The following is a 19,454-nucleotide window of genomic DNA, read 5'->3' as shown; positions in this document are numbered from 1 at the left end:
CTGGTCAAGGGCGCGATCGTGTTCCCCGGCACCGGTTTTGTGGAGCTGGCCACCCGCGCGGGCGACGCCGTCGGGGCCACCGCGCTCACCGAACTGGTGTTCGCCGAGCCGTTGGTGCTCACCGAACGCGGCTGCCAGCTGCGGATCGCGCTCACCCCGCGCGGCACCGGCTGGGACCTGGCCGTGCACGCCCGGCCCGAGGGCGCACCGGACTGGACCCGGCACGCCACCGGCCAACTCAGCACCGATCCCGCCCCCGCCGCCACGGTCGACTGGCCGCCCACCGGCGTATCCGTGGACCTGTCCGACTGCTACTGCCCGGAGAACGACGTCGCCTACGGACCGGCCTTCCAGGGCCTGACCTCGGTGTGGCAGCGCGACGATCGGGTCTGGGCCGAGGTCGAACTGCCCGAAGGCCAGACCGGCGCGTACGGCGTGCACCCGGCCCTGCTGGACGCTGTGCTGCAGGCCGTGCGGTTCGCCGGACTCGAACCAGCCGGCGCGCTGCTGCCGTTCCGCCTCGGCGACCTCGCCCTGCACGCCACCGGCGCCACCCGGGTCCGCGCACAGCTCACCCGCACGGCACCCGACACCGTCGCGGTGGCGATCGCCGACAACACCGGCACCCCCGTGCTGACCATCGGTGCACTGACCCTGCGCCCACTGCCCGCCGGTGCACTCACCGCCGCCGACGCCGAGGTCCTCGCCGCCGACTGGGTCGAGGTGCCAGCCGGTCCCGCCCCGGAATCGGCCCTGCTGCTGGAAATCCCCGCGCACACCGGCGAAGACGTCGTGACCGCCACGCACACCCGGGTCGCCGAGACCCTGGACTGGCTGCGGTCAAACGTGGCCAGCGCCCCGCTGGTCGTGCTCACCCGGGGCGCGGTGCGCACCGGAGCCGCCGACCCGGTCACCGACCTGCCCGCCGCCGCGGTGCACGGCCTGGTCCGCTCGGCCCAGGCCGAACACCCGGGCCGGATCACCCTGGTCGACACCGACGCGGACACCGAGGCGGCCCTCGCCGTCGCGGGATCCGGCGAACCCGAGATCGCACTGCGCGGCGGAAAGGTCCTGGCCCCCCGCCTGGCCCGCCGCACCCCGACCGCCGAACCGGTCCCGGTCGAGGGCCCGGTGCTGATCACCGGCGGCACCGGCGGCCTGGGCGCGCAGCTCGCCCGGCACCTGGTCCGCGAACACGGAGTCACCGAACTGGTCCTGCTCAGCCGCCGCGGTGGCGGCGCGGACCTGGTCGCCGAACTGGCCGAACTCGGGGCCAGCACAACGGTGGTGGCCGGTGACGTGTCCGACCGGGACACCGTCGCCGCCCTGCTCGCCGCCCACCCGGTGCGCGGGCTGGTGCACGCGGCCGGTGTGGTCGAGGACGGCCTGCTGGACTCGCTCACCGCCGACCGGCTGCACGCGGTGCTCGCACCCAAGGTCGACGGCCTCTGGCACCTGCACGAGTTGCTCGGCGATGTCCCGCTGTTCGCGGTGTTCTCCTCACTGGCGGGCACCCTGGGCAACGCCGGACAGGGCAACTACGCCGCCGCCAACGCCTTCGCCGACAGCCTGATCCGCTGGCGCCGTCAGCACGGGCTGTCCGGGATCTCCCTGGCCTGGGGCGCCTGGACACCCGAGGGCGGCCTCACCGCCGGACTGTCCGAAGTGGACATCCGGCGGCTGACCGGCTCCGGACTGCCGCCACTGTCGGTGCCGCAGGGCCTGGCCCTGTTCGACCTGGCCCTGCGCGCCGAGGACCCGGTGGTCGGCCTGACCCGGCTGGACCTCGCCGCCCTGCGCGAACGCGAGGACCTGCCACCAGCCCTGGCCGCACTCGCTCCCGCACCACTGGCCCGCCCGGTCGCGGGTCGCAGCCTGGACGGCTTCGCCGCCCGCTGGGCCGATGTCCCGGTCAGTGCCCGCGCCGAGTTCCTGCACGAGCTGCTGCGCGCGCACGTGGCCGCAGTGCTCGGCCTGACCGATCCACTGGCGGTGGAGGTCGAGCAGCAGTTCCGCGCGCTGGGCTTCGACTCGCTGACCGCGGTGGAACTGCGCAACCGCCTCACCGCGGCCACCGGCCTCACCCTGCCCGCGACCCTGGTCTTCGACTACCCGACCATCACCGAACTCGCCGCCCACCTGGCCGTCCGGCTCGGCGACGCCCCGGTCGTCGCGCCGGTCCCGGTCGCGCCGGCCGCCGTGCTCGCCCCGGTGGCCGAGGACCCGATCGTGATCGTGGGCATGGCCTGCCGCTTCCCCGGCGGCGTGCGCACCCCCGACGAACTGTGGGACCTGGTCGCCAGTGGCCGCGACGGCATCTCCGCCTTCCCGGCCGACCGGGGCTGGGACCTGGACGGCCTGCTCGCCGACTCGGTCACCGCACACGGCGGTTTCCTCGACGGCGTGGCCGAGTTCGACGCCGCGTTCTTCGGCATCTCCCCGCGTGAAGCCCTGGCCGCGGACCCGCAGCAGCGGCTGTTGCTGGAAACCTCCTGGGAGGCCCTGGAACACGCGGGCATCGACCCGGCCACGCTCTCCGGGGAACCGGTCGGGGTGTTCGTCGGGGCCTTCGGCTCCGGCTATGCCGAACTCGCCGGACGGGCCAGCGCGGACATCGCCGGCCACCTGATCACCGGCGGCTCGCAGAGCGTGGCCTCCGGCCGGGTCGCCTATTCCCTCGGCCTGCAAGGCCCGGCCATGACGGTCGACACCGCCTGCTCCTCCTCGCTGGTCGCCCTGCACCTGGCCGCACAGGCGTTGCGGGGCGCGGAATGCCCGATGGCGCTGGTCGGCGGGGTGACCGTGATGGCCAGCCCGGACACCTTCGTCGGCTTCACCCAGCAGGGCGGACTCGCCCCGGACGGCCGCTGCAAGGCATACGCCGACAGTGCGGACGGCACCGGCTGGTCCGAAGGCGTCGGTGTGCTTGTCGTGCAACGACTTTCTGACGCGGTCCGCGAGGGTCGCGAGGTGCTGGCCGTTGTCCGCGGCAGCGCGGTCAACCAGGACGGCGCCTCCAACGGCCTCACCGCCCCCAACGGCCCATCCCAGCAGCGCGTCATCCGACAGGCCCTCGCCGTCGCCGGGCTCGAATCGTCCGAAGTGGACGCTGTCGAAGGCCACGGCACCGGCACCGTGCTAGGGGACCCCATTGAGGCGCAGGCGGTACTCGCGACCTACGGCCAGGACCGCGAGACCCCGCTTTACCTGGGTTCGCTGAAGTCCAACCTCGGTCACACCCAGGCGGCGGCGGGCGTGGCTGGGATCATCAAGATGGTCCAGGCCATGCGGCACGGCCTGCTGCCCGCCACCCTGCACATCGACGAACCATCGTCCAAAGTGGACTGGACCCAGGGTGCGGTCGAGCTGCTCGCCGAGTCCACGCCGTGGCCGCGGACCGATCACCCGCGCCGTGCGGGCATCTCCTCTTTCGGGGTCTCCGGCACCAACGCGCACGTCATCCTCGAAGCCCCGCAACCGGCACCGGCCGAGGAAGCCGAGATCGACCCCGCCGCCGGACTGGCCAGGGGCGCGGTGCCCTGGGTGCTCTCCGCGCGCACCCCGGAGGCCGTGCGGGCCCAGGCCGCCCGCCTGCTCGACACCGACCTGGGCCCGCTGAACGTCGGCCACACCCTGGCCGGGCGATCCCGGTTCGCCTACCGAGCGGTCGTCATCGGCGCTGACCGGGACGAACTGCGCACCGGCCTGCGGGCCCTGGTCGAGGGCGCCCCCGCCGCACTCGTGGTCGAGGGCGCGGCTGCCCGGCGCACCGGCGTCGGCGTGCTGTTCAGTGGTCAAGGCGCACAGCGGTTGCTGGCTGGCAGGCGGCTCTACCTGCGCTCGGCGGTGTTCGCCGAGGCACTCCTGGCCGTCGCCGACGAGCTGGATCCGCACCTGGACCGGCCGCTGCTGGACGTGCTGTGGGGCGCGGACGCCGAACTCCTGGAGCACACCGGCTGGGCCCAGCCCGCCCTGTTCGCGCTGGAAGTCGCGCTGTACCGGCTGCTGGAGTCCTGGGGCGTGCGTCCCGACCACCTGGTCGGGCACTCGGTTGGCGAGGTCGCCGCCGCGCACGTGGCCGGGGTGCTGTCCCTGGCCGACGCCTGCACCCTGGTGACCTCCAGGGCCCGGCTGATGCAGGCCCTGCCCACCGGTGGCGCGATGATCGCCGTCGAGGCCACCGAGGAGGAGGTCACCGGCCTGCTGTCCGAGCGGGTCAGCCTGGCCGCGGTCAACGCACCCGGCTCGGTCGTGCTCTCCGGTGAAGAGGCCGAAGTCCTTGCCGCAGTGGCGAACTTCGCCGATCGCCGGACCTCGCGGCTGAAGGTCTCGCACGCCTTCCACTCCGCGCGGATGGAGCCGATGCTCGCCGAGTTCGAGCGGGTCCTGCGCACCCTGGACTGGCGGCCGGCGCAACTCCCGATCATCTCCACCCTGACCGGCGCACCCGCTGACCTGGCCGACCCCGGCTACTGGCTGCGCCAGGTCCGCGAACCCGTCCGGTTCGCCGAGGCAGTGGCCTACCTGGCCGAACACGGCACCCGCACCCTGGTCGAGGTCGGCCCAGGCAGCGCACTCGCCGCCTCCGCCCAGCGCTGCGCCGAGGTCGAGGCGGTGGCCCTGCTGCGTGCCGACGAGGACAGTGCCCCGGTGCTGGCCGCCGCCCGGCTGTTCACCGCGGGTGTGCCGGTGGACTGGGCCGCGCTGTTCGCCAACACCGGCGCGCAGCGGGTCGACCTGCCCGCCTACCCGTTCACCCACCAGCGGTTCTGGCCGGAAACGCACACCGCGGGCGACGTGGCCGGGGCGGGCCTGCGTTCGGCCGAGCACCCGCTGCTCGGCGCGGTGGTCCGGCTGCCCGGCTCCGGCGAGGTGCTGCTCACCGGAAAGCTCTCCCCACGCACCCACCCCTGGCTGGCCGACCACCAGGTCCGCGGCCAGATCGTCTTCCCCGGCACCGGCCTGGTCGAACTGGCCGTGCGCGCGGGTGACGCGGTGGACTGCGACCGGCTCGCCGAACTCATCCTGGAAGCCCCGCTGGCCCTGCCCGAACGCGGCTGTGAGGTGCAGGTGCTGCTCACCGAGTCCGCGGCGGGCTGGACCTTCACCGTGCACTCCTGCCCGGCCGGGGCCGACCAGTGGACCCGGCACGCCACCGGCCTGCTCACCACCGGCGCACCCACCGTCGAAACCCTCGCCGACCGACCGGTCGGTGCCACCGAAGTGGACGCCCGCGGCGGCTACGGCGAACCCGCCGATGTCGCCTACGGTCCCGCCTTCCAGGGCCTGACCAGGGCCTGGGCCGACGGCGACCAGGTGTGGGCCGAGGCCGAGCTGCCCGAGCTGTCCGCCGGTGGCTACGGCCTGCACCCGGCCCTGCTCGACGCGGTGCTGCACGCGGCCGCCTTCGCCGGACTCGACCCGGCCGACACGGGCCTGCTGCCGTTCACCCTCACCGATGTGGTGCTGCACGCCGCCGGGGCCACCCGGGTCCGGGCCAGACTCACCCGCACCGGCGGCGACCAGCTCGCGGTGACCGTGGCCGACCCCGACGGCGCACCCGTGCTCACCATCGGCTCACTGGTCCTGCGCCCGCTGCCCGCGGGCGAGATCACCGCCGAGGCCGCGGACACCGTCGTGCTGGCGCCGAGCTGGATCCCGGCCCAGGCCGGGGACAAGGCCGGGCACACCGGCGACTGGGCGGTGATCGGCGGCGGCGAGTACGTCGGCATGGCCGAACTGGCCACCGCGGTCGGGTACGGGATGCCGGTGCCGCCCTGCGTGGTGCTGCTCGTGCCCGCCTGCCCCGAACCCACCCCGGCGCTGGTGCACGAGACCACCGCGTGGGTGCTGGCCCAGTTCCAACGTTGGCTGGCCGAACCCCGCCTCGGCGCGGCCCGGCTGGTCGTGCTCACCCGGGGCGCGGTCGAACCCGTGCTCGACCTGCCAGCCGCCGCCGTGTGGGGCCTGGTCGGCTCGGCCCAGGCGGAGAACCCGGACCGGATCACCCTGGTCGACCTGCCCGCCGGCACCGAACCCGATCTCGCCGAGGTGGCCCGCGCACTCACCACCGGCGAAGCCCAGATCGCCGTGCGCGGCAACACAATGCTGACCCCGCGCCTCACCAGGGAGACCGCGACCCTGGTCCCGCCGCCCGGACCGTGGCGACTGGACACCGCGGGCGGCGGCACCCTCGACGCACTCACCCTGGTGCCGGCGCCCGACCTCGCCGAACCCGTCGGCCCCGGCCAGGTGCGGCTCGCCGTGCGGGCCGCCGGGCTCAACTTCCGCGATGTGCTCAACGCCCTCGGCATGTACCCCGGCGACGCCGGCCCGCTCGGCGGCGAGGCGGCCGGGGTGGTGGTGGCGGTCGGCGACGGCGTCACCAGGTTCGCCCCCGGCGACCGGGTGGTCGGCATGGTGCCCTCGGCGTTCGCGCCGCTGGCCGACACCGACCACCGGCTGCTCGCCCCGCTGCCCGAGGGCTGGGACTACCCGGACGCGGCCGCGCTGCCGATCGTGTTCATGACCGCCTACTACGGCCTGGTCGACCTCGCCCGAGTCCGCCGCGGCGAGAAACTGTTGGTACACGCCGGAACCGGCGGGGTTGGCATGGCGGCGATCCAGCTTGCCAGGCAATTCGGGCTGGAGGTCTTCGCCACCGCCAGCGAGGGCAAGTGGGACACGCTGCGGTCCATGGGCCTGGACGAGGAACACATCGCGTCCTCGCGGTCGCTGGAGTTCGCCGAGCGTTTCCGGGACATCGACGTGGTGCTCAACTCCCTCGCCGGTGAGTACGTGGACGCCTCGCTCGGGTTGTTGGCCGAGGGGGGCCGGTTCATCGAGATGGGCAAGACCGACATCCGCGACCCGGAGTCCGTCGCCGCCGAGTACCGGGCCTTCGACCTCATCGACGCCGGCCCGGACCGGATCGGTGAGATACTGGCCGAGCTGATGGACCTGTTCGCCGCTGGGACCCTGCACCCACTGCCGGTGACCGTGACCGACCTGCGCGAGGCCCGCTCGGTGTTCCGCACCATGAGCCAGGCCAAGCACATCGGCAAACTCGTACTCACCCCACCGGCCCCGATCCGGCCCGACGGCCCGGTCCTGATCACCGGCGGCACCGGCGGCCTTGGCGGCCATACCGCCCGGCAACTGGTCACCCAGCACGGGATCCGCAGCCTGCTGCTGGTCAGCCGTCGCGGCAAGGAGGCGGAGGGCGCGCTGGAACTGGTGGCCGAGCTGACCGAACTGGGCGCGGACGTCACCCTGGCCGCCTGCGACGTCTCCGATCGGGACGCGCTGGCCGCACTGCTCGCCGACCACCCGGTGGGCGGAGTGGTGCACACCGCGGGCGTGCTCGACGACGGCGTGTTCGAATCCCTTACCCCGCAACGCCTCGACCGGGTGCTCAAGCCCAAGGTCGACGCCGCCTGGCACCTGCACGAACTGCTCGGCGACGTGCCGCTGTTCGCGGTCTTCTCCTCCCTGGCCGGGATCACCGGCGCGCCAGGACAGGCCAACTACGCCGCCGCCAACACCTTCACCGACGCCCTCATCCAGTGGCGCCGGGCCCGCGGCCTGTCCGGGGTGTCCCTGGCCTGGGGCGGCTGGACCCCCGAGGTCGGGCTCACCGGCACCCTCTCCGCGGCCGACCTGCGCCGGATGAACGCCTCCGGCCTGCCACCGCTGTCCGTGCCCCAGGGCCTCGGCCTGCTCGACCGGGCCCTCGCTGCGGCCGAACCGGTGCTCGGCCTGACCCGCCTGGACCCGGCCGCACTGCGCCGCGGCACCGGCCTTTCCCCGGTGCTGCGCGGACTCACCGGCGGCACCCCCGCACGGCGGATCGCGGGCGAGGAACAGCAGGACGCCTTCACCCGCCGCTGGGCCGGACTGACCGCAGCCGAACGCGGCCGCCACCTGCTCGACCTGGTGCGCGGCCACGCCGCCGCGGTACTCGGCCACGCCTCGGGCGCCGACCTCGATCCGGGTCAGGCGTTCAAGGAACTCGGCTTCGACTCGCTGACCGCGGTCGAACTGCGCAACCGCCTCTCCGGGGCCACCGGGCTGCGGCTGACCGCGACCCTGGTCTTCGACTACCCGACCGTGGCCGACCTGGTCGCCCACCTCGGCGGCCAACTCGGCGTCGCCGCCCCCGAACCCGGACAACCAGGGGTGCTGGCCGAACTGGACCGGCTCGGCGCGAGCCTGGCCACCGCCGAGGTCACCGGCGACGAACGGGAAGCCGTGGCGCAACGGCTGCGCGACCTGCTGGCCGACTGGACCACCCGCAGCACACCGGAGGACGACTGGGCCACGCCCGAGGACGTCTACCGGTTCATCGAGGACGAACTCGGCATCGCCGGGGCAGGGGAGTGAGCGGCGTGACCGACCAGAAGCTGTTCGACTACCTCAAGAAGGTCACCGCCGAACTGCACCAGGCCCGGCAGCGCCTGGCCGAACTGGACACCGGCGACGAGCCGATCGCCGTGGTGGGCATGGCCTGCCGCTTCCCCGGCGGCGTCGGCACACCGGAACAGCTGTGGGACCTGGTCGCCCGCGGCGCGGACGCGGTCACCGGGTTCCCGACCGACCGCGGCTGGGACCTGGACGGACTGCTGGCCGAGGGTGGCTCGGTCACCGAACACGGCGGATTCCTGGACGGGGTGGCCGATTTCGACCCCGAGTTCTTCGGCATCTCCCCGCGTGAGGCCCTGGCCATGGACCCGCAGCAGCGGCTGCTGCTGGAAACCTCCTGGGAGGCACTGGAACACGCCGGACTCGACCCGGCCGGACTCACCGGCACCGACGTCGGCGTGTTCACCGGGACATTCCCCTCCGGCTACCTCGACCTGGCCGCGGGCTCCGGCGAGGACCTGGCCGGACACCTGATCACCGGCGGCTCGCAGAGCGTCGCCTCCGGCCGGGTCTCCTACGTGCTGGGCCTGCAAGGGCCCGCCATGACGGTGGACACCGCGTGCTCGTCCTCGCTGGTCGCGTTGCATCTGGCGGTGCAGGCGCTGCGCGCGGGGGAGTGCTCGATGGCGCTGGCCGGTGGGGTCACCGTGATGGCCACGCCCGACACGTTCGTCGGGTTCTCCCGGCAGGGTGGGATGGCCGCGGACGGGCGGTGCAAGGCATTCGCCGACGGCGCGGACGGCACCGGGTGGTCCGAGGGCGTTGGTATCCTTGTGGTGCAACGACTTTCGGACGCGGTACGTGAAGGCCGCCAGGTGCTGGCGGTGGTGCGCGGGAGCGCGGTCAACCAGGACGGCGCCTCCAACGGCCTGACCGCACCCAACGGACCGGCGCAGCAGAAGGTGATCCGGCAGGCCCTGGCCGTCGCCGGGCTCGCACCGTCCGAAGTGGACGCTGTCGAGGCGCACGGCACCGGCACCGTGCTCGGCGACCCCATCGAGGCACAGGCGCTGATCGCCACCTACGGCCAGGACCGGGACACCCCACTGCTGCTGGGATCACTGAAGTCCAACCTCGGGCACAGTCAGGCCGCCGCCGGGGTGGCCGGGGTGATCAAGATGATCATGGCGTTGCGGCACGGGGTACTGCCCTCGACGCTGCACGTGGACGCCCCGTCCAGCCGGATCGACTGGACCGCCGGATCGGTGCGGCTGCTCACCGAGGCCACCCCGTGGCCGGAGACGGGCAGGCCGCGCCGGGCCGCGGTGTCCTCCTTCGGCGTGTCCGGCACCAACGCGCACGTCATCCTGGAAGCCGCCCCCGCTCGGGCCGAGGTTGAGGATCCGGCGGTCGAGGTACTGCCTTGGGTGCTCTCCGGCCGAACCGGGCAGGCCCTGCGTGACCAGGCCGCTCGGCTGCTCGCCGACCTGCCTGCTGACAGCGCCGCGGTGGGTCGGACCTTGTTGGCGCGCACCGCGTTCGCTCACCGAGCCGTGGTGATCGGCGCGGACCGGGACGAGCTGGTGGCCGGGCTGCGGGCGGTTGCTGACGATGTGCCCGCGCCCGGTGTCGTGCTGGGCGAGGCCGGGCCGGTGTCCGGGCTGGTGTTCGTCTTCCCCGGCCAGGGCGCGCAGTGGGCGGGGATGGCGGTGGAGCTGCTGGCCGAGTCCGCCGTGTTCGCCGCCGCGCTGGACGAGTGTGCCGCCGCGCTGAAGTCCTTTGTGGACTGGGATCTGCGGGAGGTGCTGGCGGACGAGGAATCCCTGGCCAGGGTGGACGTCGTGCAGCCCGCGCTGTGGGCGGTGATGGTCTCCCTCGCCGCACTGTGGCGGTCACTGGGTGTGGAGCCCGATGCGGTGCTCGGGCACTCCCAGGGTGAGATCGCCGCGGTCTGTGTCGCGGGTGGACTGTCTCTTGTGGATGGTGCGAGGGTTGTCGCGCTGCGCAGCAGGGCGATCGCGGACACCCTGGCCGGACAGGGCGGCATGGCCGCGGTGCCGCTGCCGGTGGCCGCCGCCATCGAGTTGATCCGCGACTGGCAGGGCAGGCTCGCGGTGGCCGCGGTCAACGGCCCGAACTCCGTGGTGGTCTCCGGCGATCCGGACGCCATTGCCGAGCTGGTCGCCCGCTGCGAGGCCGAGGAGGTGCGCGCGAAGGTCATCCCGGTCGACTACGCCTCGCATTCCGCGCAGGTGGAACGGATCGCCGAGCGGTTGCTCGCCGAACTGGCCCCGATCTCACCGCGTCCGGCCACCGTGCCGGTGTACTCCACGGTGACCGGCGCGGCCTTCGACACCGCGGGGGCCGATGCCGCCTACTGGGTGCGCAACCTGCGTGAGACGGTCCGCTTCGAGCGCGCCACCCGCACCGCGATCGCCGACGGGCTCAACACCTTCGTCGAGGTCAGCCCACACCCGGTGCTCACCACCGCCGTGCAGGACACCGCACCGGAGGCCATCGCCGTCGGCGCCCTGCGCCGTGGTGCGGGCGGCCGCCGCCAGATGCTCACCGCACTCGCCGAGCTGTTCGCCAGGGGCGGCACCGTCGACTGGGCCGCCGCCCTGCCCGGCAGCACCCGGGTCGACCTGCCCGCCTACGCCTTCCAGCACAGCCGGTTCTGGCCCGCGGCCCTGCCACTGACCGCCGATGTCGCGGCCGCCGGACTGGAACCGGCCGGGCACCCGCTGCTCGGCGCGGTGGTCTCGCTGGCCGACCCGGGCACCCTGGTGCTCACCGGCCGCCTCGGCGCCACCGCGCACCCGTGGCTGGCCGACCACCGCGTCCGCGGCCGGATCGTCTTCCCCGGCACCGGATTCGCCGAACTGGCCATCCGTGCCGGCGACGCCGTGGGCTGCGCCCGGGTGGCCGAGCTGGTACTGGAAACACCACTGGTACTGACCGAACGCGGTTGCCAGGTAAGGGTTTCGCTGACCGAGCAGGCCCACAGCTGGGTGCTGGCCGTGCACGCCCGCCCCGAGGGCACGACGGCCTGGACCCGGCACGCGACCGGGCTGCTCACCACGGACGTCAGCGCTGCCCCAGACACCACTTGGGCGCCGGAGGGACCCGAGGCCGATCTCGGCGGGCTGTACGCCCCGGACGGCCCGATCGCCTACGGCCCCGCCTTCCAGGGCCTGCGCCGGGCCAGGGTCGCGGGAGACCGGGTGTGGGCCGAGGTCGAACTGCCGGAGGTGCCCAGCACCGGCTACGGCATCCACCCCGCCCTGTTCGACGCCGTGCTGCACGCCGCCGGGTTCACCGGCCTCGCCGAACACGGCCCCGCGCTGCCGTTCCTGCTCGCCGACGTCGTGCTGCACGCCACCGGCGCCACCCGCCTGCGTGCCCTGCTCACCCGCACCGGCCCCGATTCGGTCTCCCTCACCTGCACCGACCACGCGGGCGCACCCGTGCTCACCGTCGGCACGCTGACCTTGCGACCGCTGCCCGAAGGCGACCTCGTCGAAGGCCCCGGCGACACCGCGGTCCTGGTGCCGCAGTGGATCGAGCTGTCCGAGGGCACCCTTCCGGACACGGCGGGCTGGGCCGTCATCGAGCCCGGCACCGAACCGCCCGCGGACGCCGAGGTCGTGGTGCTGTCCTTGCCACATCAGGAAACCCCGGATCCCGTCGCGGTGCACCAGCGCACCGAATGGGTCCTGGACCGGTTGCAGCGCCTCGCGGGCACCCGGCTGATCGTGCACACCCGGGGCGCGGTCGCCGCCACCGACCTGGCCGCCGCGGCGGTGTGGGGCCTGGTGCGGGCCGCCCAGTCCGAGAACCCCGGCCTGATCACCCTGGTGGACACCGAGTCCGACGCGAACACGGACCTGCTGGCGCGCGCGGTGTCCACCGGCGAAACCCAGGTCGCCGTGCGCGGAGACCGGCTGCTGGGACTGCGCCTGGTCCGGGCCACCAACGCAGGCAGCCCGCCAGTTGTCGACGGCCCTGTGCTGGTGACCGGTGGCACCGGCGGACTCGGCGGCCTGCTCGCCAAACACCTGGTCACCGCCTACGGCGTGCGCGAACTGGTCCTGCTCAGCCGTAGCGGCGGTGGCGCGGAACTGGTCGCCGAACTCGCCGAACTCGGTGCCACCGCAACGGTAGTGGCCGGTGACGTCGCTGACCGGGACACCGTGGCCGCTCTGTTTGCCGCGCACCCGGTTCGCGGTGTGGTGCACGCGGCCGGGGTGCTCGACGACGGCCTCACCGGCAACCTCACCGCCGAACAACTCCACACCGTGCTGGCACCCAAGGTCGACGGCCTCTGGCACCTGCACGAGCTGGCCGGTGACCTCCCGCTGTTCGCGGTGTTCTCCTCACTGGCCGGGATCCTGGGCAACGCCGGGCAGGGCAACTACGCCGCCGCCAACACCTACGCCGACGCCCTGATCCAGTGGCGCCGTGACCAGGGCCTGGCCGGGATCTCCCTGGCCTGGGGCGCCTGGACCCCGGAGGTCGGCCGCACCGGCGCACTCGCCGAGACCGACCGCCGCCGCCTGGAACGCTCACCGCTGCCACCGCTGTCGATCGCCCAGGGCCTGGCCCTGTTCGACACCGCCCTGGCCACCAACGCACCCGTGACCGGCCTGACCCGGCTGGCCCCCGGCGCGGGTGAACTGCCGGTGCTGCGCGCGCTGTTCCCGGCCACCGCCGCCCGGCCGGTCGCGGACCAGGGCGCCACCGGCGAAGGCTTCGCCCAGCGCTGGCGGGACACCCCAGCCGAGGACCGGCCGCGACTGCTGCGCGACCTGGTCGGCGGGCACGTGGCCGCCGTACTCGGCCACAACTCCCCAGCCGCCGTGAGCGCGACCCGTCCGTTCAAGGAACTCGGCTTCGACTCGCTGACCGCCGTCGAACTGCGCAACCGGATCGCCGCCGCCTCCGGCCTGCGCCTGCCCGCCACCCTGGTATTCGACCACCCCAGCGTCACCGCGGTCGCCGACCACCTCACCGGGCTGCTCGGCGGCGCGAGCACCAGCACCCGGACCACCCAATCCGCGGTGGTCGCCGAGGACCCGATCGCCATCGTCGGCATGGCCTGCCGCCTGCCCGGCGGGGTCGGCACGCCGGACGAGCTGTGGGAACTGCTCGCCGAGGGCCGGGACGCGATCAGCGGCTTCCCGGCCGACCGCGGCTGGGACCTGGACGCCTTGTCCAGCGGCGATTCGGTCACCACCGAGGGCGGATTCCTCACCGACGCGGCCGGGTTCGACGCGGCCTTCTTCGGCATCTCACCGCGGGAGGCGGTGGCCACCGACCCGCAACAGCGGCTGCTGCTGGAAACCTCCTGGGAGGCACTGGAACACGCGGGCATCGACCCGTCCTCGCTGGCCGGGGAACCGGTCGGGGTGTTCGCGGGGGCCATGCCCTCCGGTTACATCGCCGCCGCCGGGGACTCCGCCGAGGTCGCCGGGCACATGATCACCGGCGGCTCGCAGAGCGTGATCTCCGGCCGGATCGCCTACACCCTGGGGTTGCAGGGCCCCGCGGTCACCGTGGACACGGCGTGCTCCTCCTCGCTGGTGGCCCTGCACTGGGCCGCGCAGGCCCTGCGCAGTGGCGAGTGCGGCATGGCCCTGGTGGGCGGGGTGAGTGTGCTGGCCACCCCGGACGCGTTCATCGGGTTCTCCTTGCAGGGTGGCCTGTCCACCGACGGCCGGTGCAAGCCCTACGCCGAGGCGGCGGACGGCACCGGGTGGGCCGAGGGTGTCGGTGTCCTTGTCGTGCAACGACTCTCCGACGCCCGGCGTGAGGGTCGCCGCGTCCTCGCGGTGGTGCGCGGCAGCGCGGTCAACCAGGACGGCGCCTCCAACGGCCTCACCGCACCCAACGGCCCGGCCCAGCAACGCGTGATCCAGCAGGCCCTCGCCGCCGCCGGACTCACACCGTCCGAAGTGGACACCGTCGAAGGCCACGGCACCGGCACGGTCCTGGGCGATCCCATCGAGGCGCAGGCGGTACTCGCCACCTACGGCCAGGACCGCGAGACCCCGCTCTACCTGGGCTCGCTGAAGTCCAACCTGGGCCACACCCAGGCCGCCGCGGGCGTGGCCGGGATCATCAAGATGGTCCAGGCCATGCGGCACGGCACCCTGCCCCAGAGCCTGCACATCGACGCGCCATCCTCCACAGTGGACTGGTCAGCGGGTTCGGTCGAACTGCTGACCGAGGCCCGCCCGTGGCCGGAGACCGGTCGCCCACGCCGGGCCGGGGTGTCCTCCTTCGGTGTCTCCGGCACCAACGCGCACGTCATCCTAGAAGCAGCAGAACCCTTGCCGCCCAAGGAAACCCCGGCCGCCGACCTGCTGCCGTGGGTGCTCTCGGCCAGCTCGGCCGCCGCCCTGCGCGAGCAGGCCGAGCGAATCGCCGACACCGCGGGCAGCGCCGCCGACATCGCCTGGACCCTGGCCACCGCCCGCGCCCGGCTCGCGCACCGCCTGGTCGTCACCGGCACCGACCGCGCTGAACTGGCCGCCGCACTGCGTGCCTTCACCGCCGCCGACCCGGCCGCCGAGGCCGTGCACGGGCAGGCCGACACCGACCGCGGCCCCGTGCTGGTCTTCCCCGGCCAGGGCGGTCAATGGGCCGGGATGGCCCTGGACCTGCTCGACCATCCCGTGTTCGCCGAAGCCCTGGCCGAGTGCACCCGGGCCCTGGCGCCCTACCAGGACTGGACCCCGGCCGAGGTTCTCGGCGACGAGGTGGCACTGGCCAAGGTCGAGGTCGTGCAACCCCTGCTGTGGGCGATCATGGTGTCCCTGGCCGCGGTGTGGCGCTCACTCGGCGTTCGGCCTGCCGCGGTCATCGGCCACTCCCAGGGCGAGATCGCCGCGCTGTGCGTGGCCGGTGGACTGTCTCTTGAGGACGGTGCCCGGATCGTTTCCCTGCGCGCCAAGGCCATCGCCGCCGAGCTGGCCGGGAGCGGCGGCATGGCCGCGGTGCGGCTGCCCGCCGAACAGGTCGCCGGACTCCTCGGCGAGGGCCTGTCCATCGCCGCGATCAACAGCCCCACCTCGGTCGTGGTCTCCGGCGAGATCCACGCGGTGCGGGCACTGGTGGACCGGTGCGTGGCGGACGGCGTGCGCGCCACCCTGCTCCCGATCGACTACGCCGCACACGCCGCCCCGGTCGACCGGATCGCCGACCGGATGCTGGCCGACCTGGCCGGAATCCAGCCCCGCCCTGCCCCCATCCCGGTCTACTCCTCGGTCACCGGCGAGGTCCTCGACACCAGCTCCGCCGACGCCGCCTACTGGGTGCGCAACACCCGGCACACCGTCCGCTTCGCCGACGCCGTGCACACCGCGGCCGAGGCTGGCCACCAGGTCTTCCTGGAGGTCGGCCCGCACCCGGTGCTCACCGCGGCCATCCAGGAGACCCGGCCCGAGGCCGGCGCGGTCGGCACCCTGCGCCGCGACGAACCCGGCCCGCGCCGCCTGCTCGACTCGGCCGCCCGGCTCTTCGTCAGCGGCGTGCCGGTCGACTGGCGGCCCCTGCTGCCTGCCGCGAACCTGGTGGACCTGCCCGTCTACCCGTTCCAGCACCAGCGCTACTGGCCCGCCGCCCCGGCGAACACGGGTGATGTGACCGGCGCGGGCCTGGCCCCCGCCGACCACCCGCTGCTGGGCGCCCTGGTCGCGCTGCCCGACTCCGGCGCGCCGCTGTTCACCGGCAGGCTCTCCCTGGCCACCCACCCGTGGCTGGCCCAGCACACCGTGCGCGGGTCCGTGCTACTGCCCGGCGCGGCCCTGGTCGAACTCGCGGTGCGCGCCGGGGACGCGGTGGGCTGCACCCGGCTCGCCGAACTCGTCCTGGAAGCCCCGCTGGTGCTCCCGGCCCGCGGCGGCGTGCAGCTGCGCGTCTCGCTCGCCGAACGGGACGGCGGCTGGGCGGTGACCGTGCACGCCCGCGCCGAGCACGCCGACTGGACCCGGCACGCCACCGGCCTGCTCACCACCGGCGGCCCCACCCCGATCGGACCGTGGACCCCCGAGGGCACCCGGGTGGACACCGCCGGGCTGTACGGCCAGGACGGCGAAGTCCGCTACGGACCGGCCTTCCAGGGCCTGACCGAGGTGTGGGCACAGGACGGCCGGGTGTGGGCCGCCGCGGAGCTGCCCGGCCTGCCCGCCACCGGCTACGGCATCCACCCGGCCCTGCTCGACGCCGTGCTGCAGACCGCCGCCTTCGCCATCGGCGACGGCGGGACCCGGCTGCCGTTCACCTTCACCGACGTGGTCCTGCACGCCTCCGGCGCCACCAGGGTCCGGATCGCGCTGACCACCACCGGCGACCAGGTCACCCTCGCGGTCACCGACCCCACCGGCGCACCGGTGCTCACCATCGGCGGCATGACCACCCGCCCACTGCCCGACGGCGCGCTCACCGACGACACCACCGTGCTCACCCCGACCTGGCGTGCACTGGGCGAACTGGCACCCGGCGAGGTCGACGGCTGGCTGATCGCCGAGGACCCGGCCACCGCCGAGGGCAACCCCACCCACCTGGTCATGCCAGTCCCGCGAGCGGACGATGAGTCCATTGTGGACAGAACGCACCGGCTGACCGCACTGGTGCTGGACCGGCTGCAGCGCTGGCTCGCCGACCCGCGCGCGGACACCACCCACCTGGTCGTGGTCACCGCGGGCGCGACCGACACCGACCCGGCCGCCGCCGCGATCTGGGGCCTGGTGCACACCGCGCAGAACGAGCACCCGGACCGGATCACCCTGATCGACCTGGACCCGACCGCCGAACTCGACCTCGCCCAGCTCGCCGCCGCGGTGGCCACCGGCGAACCCCGGATCGCCGTACGCGAGGGCATCGCCCGCGCCCCCGAGCTGTGGCAGCCCGACACCGACACCCTCATCCCACCGCCCGCCAACCACTGGCGACTGGAAACCACCGAACGCGGCACCCTGGCCGGACTCGCCCTGGTCGCCTGCCCCGAACAGGCAGAACCGTTGCCAGCCGGGCACGTGCGGCTCGCGGTGCGCGCCGCCGGGCTCAACTTCCGCGACGTGCTCAGCGCCCTGGACATGTACCCCGGCGACCCCGGCCCGCTCGGCGGCGAGGCCGCCGGCGTGATCACCGAGGTCGGCCCGGACGTCACCGGACTGGCCGTGGGGGACAAGGTGCTGGCCATGGCACCCGCCGCCTTCGGCACCACCGTCGTGGCCGATCAGCGCCTGGTCGCCCGGATCCCGGACGGGTGGGCGTTCGCCGAGGCGGCCAGCATCCCGATCGCCTTCCTCACCGCCTACTACGGCCTGGTCGACCTCGCCCGAGTCCGCCGCGGCGAGAAACTGTTGGTACACGCCGGAACCGGCGGCGTAGGCATGGCCGCGATCCAGCTCGCCAGGCACTTCGGGCTGGAGGTCTTCGCCACCGCCAGCGAAAGCAAGTGGGACACCCTGCGCTCGCTCGGCCTGGACGACGACCACATCGCCTCCTCCCGATCCCTCGAGTTCGCCGACCGCTTCCGCGACATCGACGTGGTGCTCAACTCCCTCGCCGGTGAGTACATCGACGCCTCCCTGGGCCTGCTCACCGAGGGCGGCCGGTTCCTGGAAATGGGCAAAACCGACCTCCGCGAAGGCATCCCCGGCTACCAGGCATTCGACATGGTCGAGGCAGGCCCCGAGCGGATCGGTGCCATGCTGACCGGGCTGATGGCCCTGTTCGCCGAAGGGGCACTGCGCCCACTGCCGGTGACCAGCGCCGACGTGCGCGCGGCCCGCTCGGTCTTCCGCACCATGAGCCAGGCCAGGCACACCGGCAAACTCGTGCTCACCCTGCCCGAACCCGTCGACCCCGACGGCACCGTGGTGATCACCGGCGGCACCGGCGGACTCGGCAGCGCGGTCGCCCGGCACCTGGTCCGCACGCACGGCGCCCGCCGCCTGCTGCTGCTCAGCCGCCGCGGCACCGCACCCGAACTGGTCGAGGAACTGACCGGCCTCGGCGCCGAGGTCACCGTCACCGCCTGCGACGCCGCCGACCGCACCGCACTGGCCGCCGCACTGGCCGGGCACCGGGTGACCGGGGTGGTGCACGCCGCCGGGGTCCTCGACGACGGCGTGCTCTCCGCCCTCACCCCCGAGCGGGTGGACCGGGTGTTCGCACCCAAGGTGGACGCCACCTGGCACCTGCACGAACTTCTCGGCGACACCGCGTTCTTCGTGGTCTTCTCCTCCCTCGCCGGACTGCTGGGCAACCCTGGCCAGGGCAACTACGCCGCCGCCAACACCTTCGCCGACGCCGTGATCCGGCTGCGCCGCGCCCAGGGCCGCTCCGGCACCTCGATGGCCTGGGGCTCCTGGACCGCGCAGGTCGGCCTCACCAGCACCCTCACCGCCGCCGACCGGGGACGGATGGCCGCCGCCGGGATGCTGCCGCTGTCGGTGGAACAGGGCCTGGCGTTGTTCGACACCGCACTGCGCGCCGACCGGCCACTGCTCGGCCTGACCAGGTTCACCGCCCGCCGGGACCGGCCCGCCAGCGCCAGCCGTCCGGTCGCCGGGGCCGCCCCCGCCGACCAGGACGCCTTCACCGCCCGGCTGGCCGCCCTGCCCGCCGCGGAACGCCCCGCGTTCCTGCTGGACCTGGTGCGCGGTCAGGCCGCCGCCGTGCTCGGCCACCCCGACCCTGGCGCGGTCGAGGGCGGGCAGGCATTCCGCGATCTCGGGTTCGACTCGCTGACCGCGGTGGAACTGCGCAACCGGCTCAGCGCCGCGACCGGCCTGACCCTGCCCGCCACCTTGGTGTTCGACCACCCCACCCCGCACCGGGTGGTCGCACTGCTGCGGGACCGGATCGAGGTGGACGAGCCCTCGCCCGCCGAACCGGTGCTGGCCTACCTCACCGGCCTCAAGGCCACCGTGGACGCGGTCGGCGCCACCGAACGCGACCGCATCGCCGAGCGCCTGCGCGAACTGCTCGACCTGTGCGCCGCCCCAGCCCCGGAGGCCGAGGACCTCGACGAGGCATCCGACGACGAACTGTTCGCCTTAGTGGACCAGGGAATCGACTAG

The 19,454-nt window shown here is 74.0% G+C and carries 2 protein-coding genes (1 of these 2 cut by a window edge); both read left to right on the top strand.

The window, feature by feature from the left end:
• A protein-coding gene (locus HNR67_RS43700; protein WP_221490092.1) for a type I polyketide synthase crosses the window boundary here: on the top strand, nucleotides 1–8,382 show its 3' portion. The gene continues 7,764 nt to the left of window position 1, outside the view; only the last 8,382 of its 16,146 coding nucleotides appear in the window; its start codon lies beyond the left edge, outside the window; the stop codon is at nucleotides 8,380–8,382.
• The gene (locus tag HNR67_RS28750; protein WP_185005325.1) at nucleotides 8,379–19,454 is read left to right on the top strand and encodes a type I polyketide synthase; all 11,076 of its coding nucleotides are present in this window, start codon (nucleotides 8,379–8,381) and stop codon (nucleotides 19,452–19,454) included. The genes HNR67_RS43700 and HNR67_RS28750 overlap by 4 nt, the downstream gene beginning before the upstream one ends.

Source organism: Crossiella cryophila (assembly GCF_014204915.1).
Taxonomy (GTDB): Bacteria; Actinomycetota; Actinomycetes; order Mycobacteriales; family Pseudonocardiaceae; genus Crossiella; species Crossiella cryophila.
Note: the sequence above shows the minus strand (reverse complement) of the source record. Positions and strands in the feature narration are given on the sequence as shown.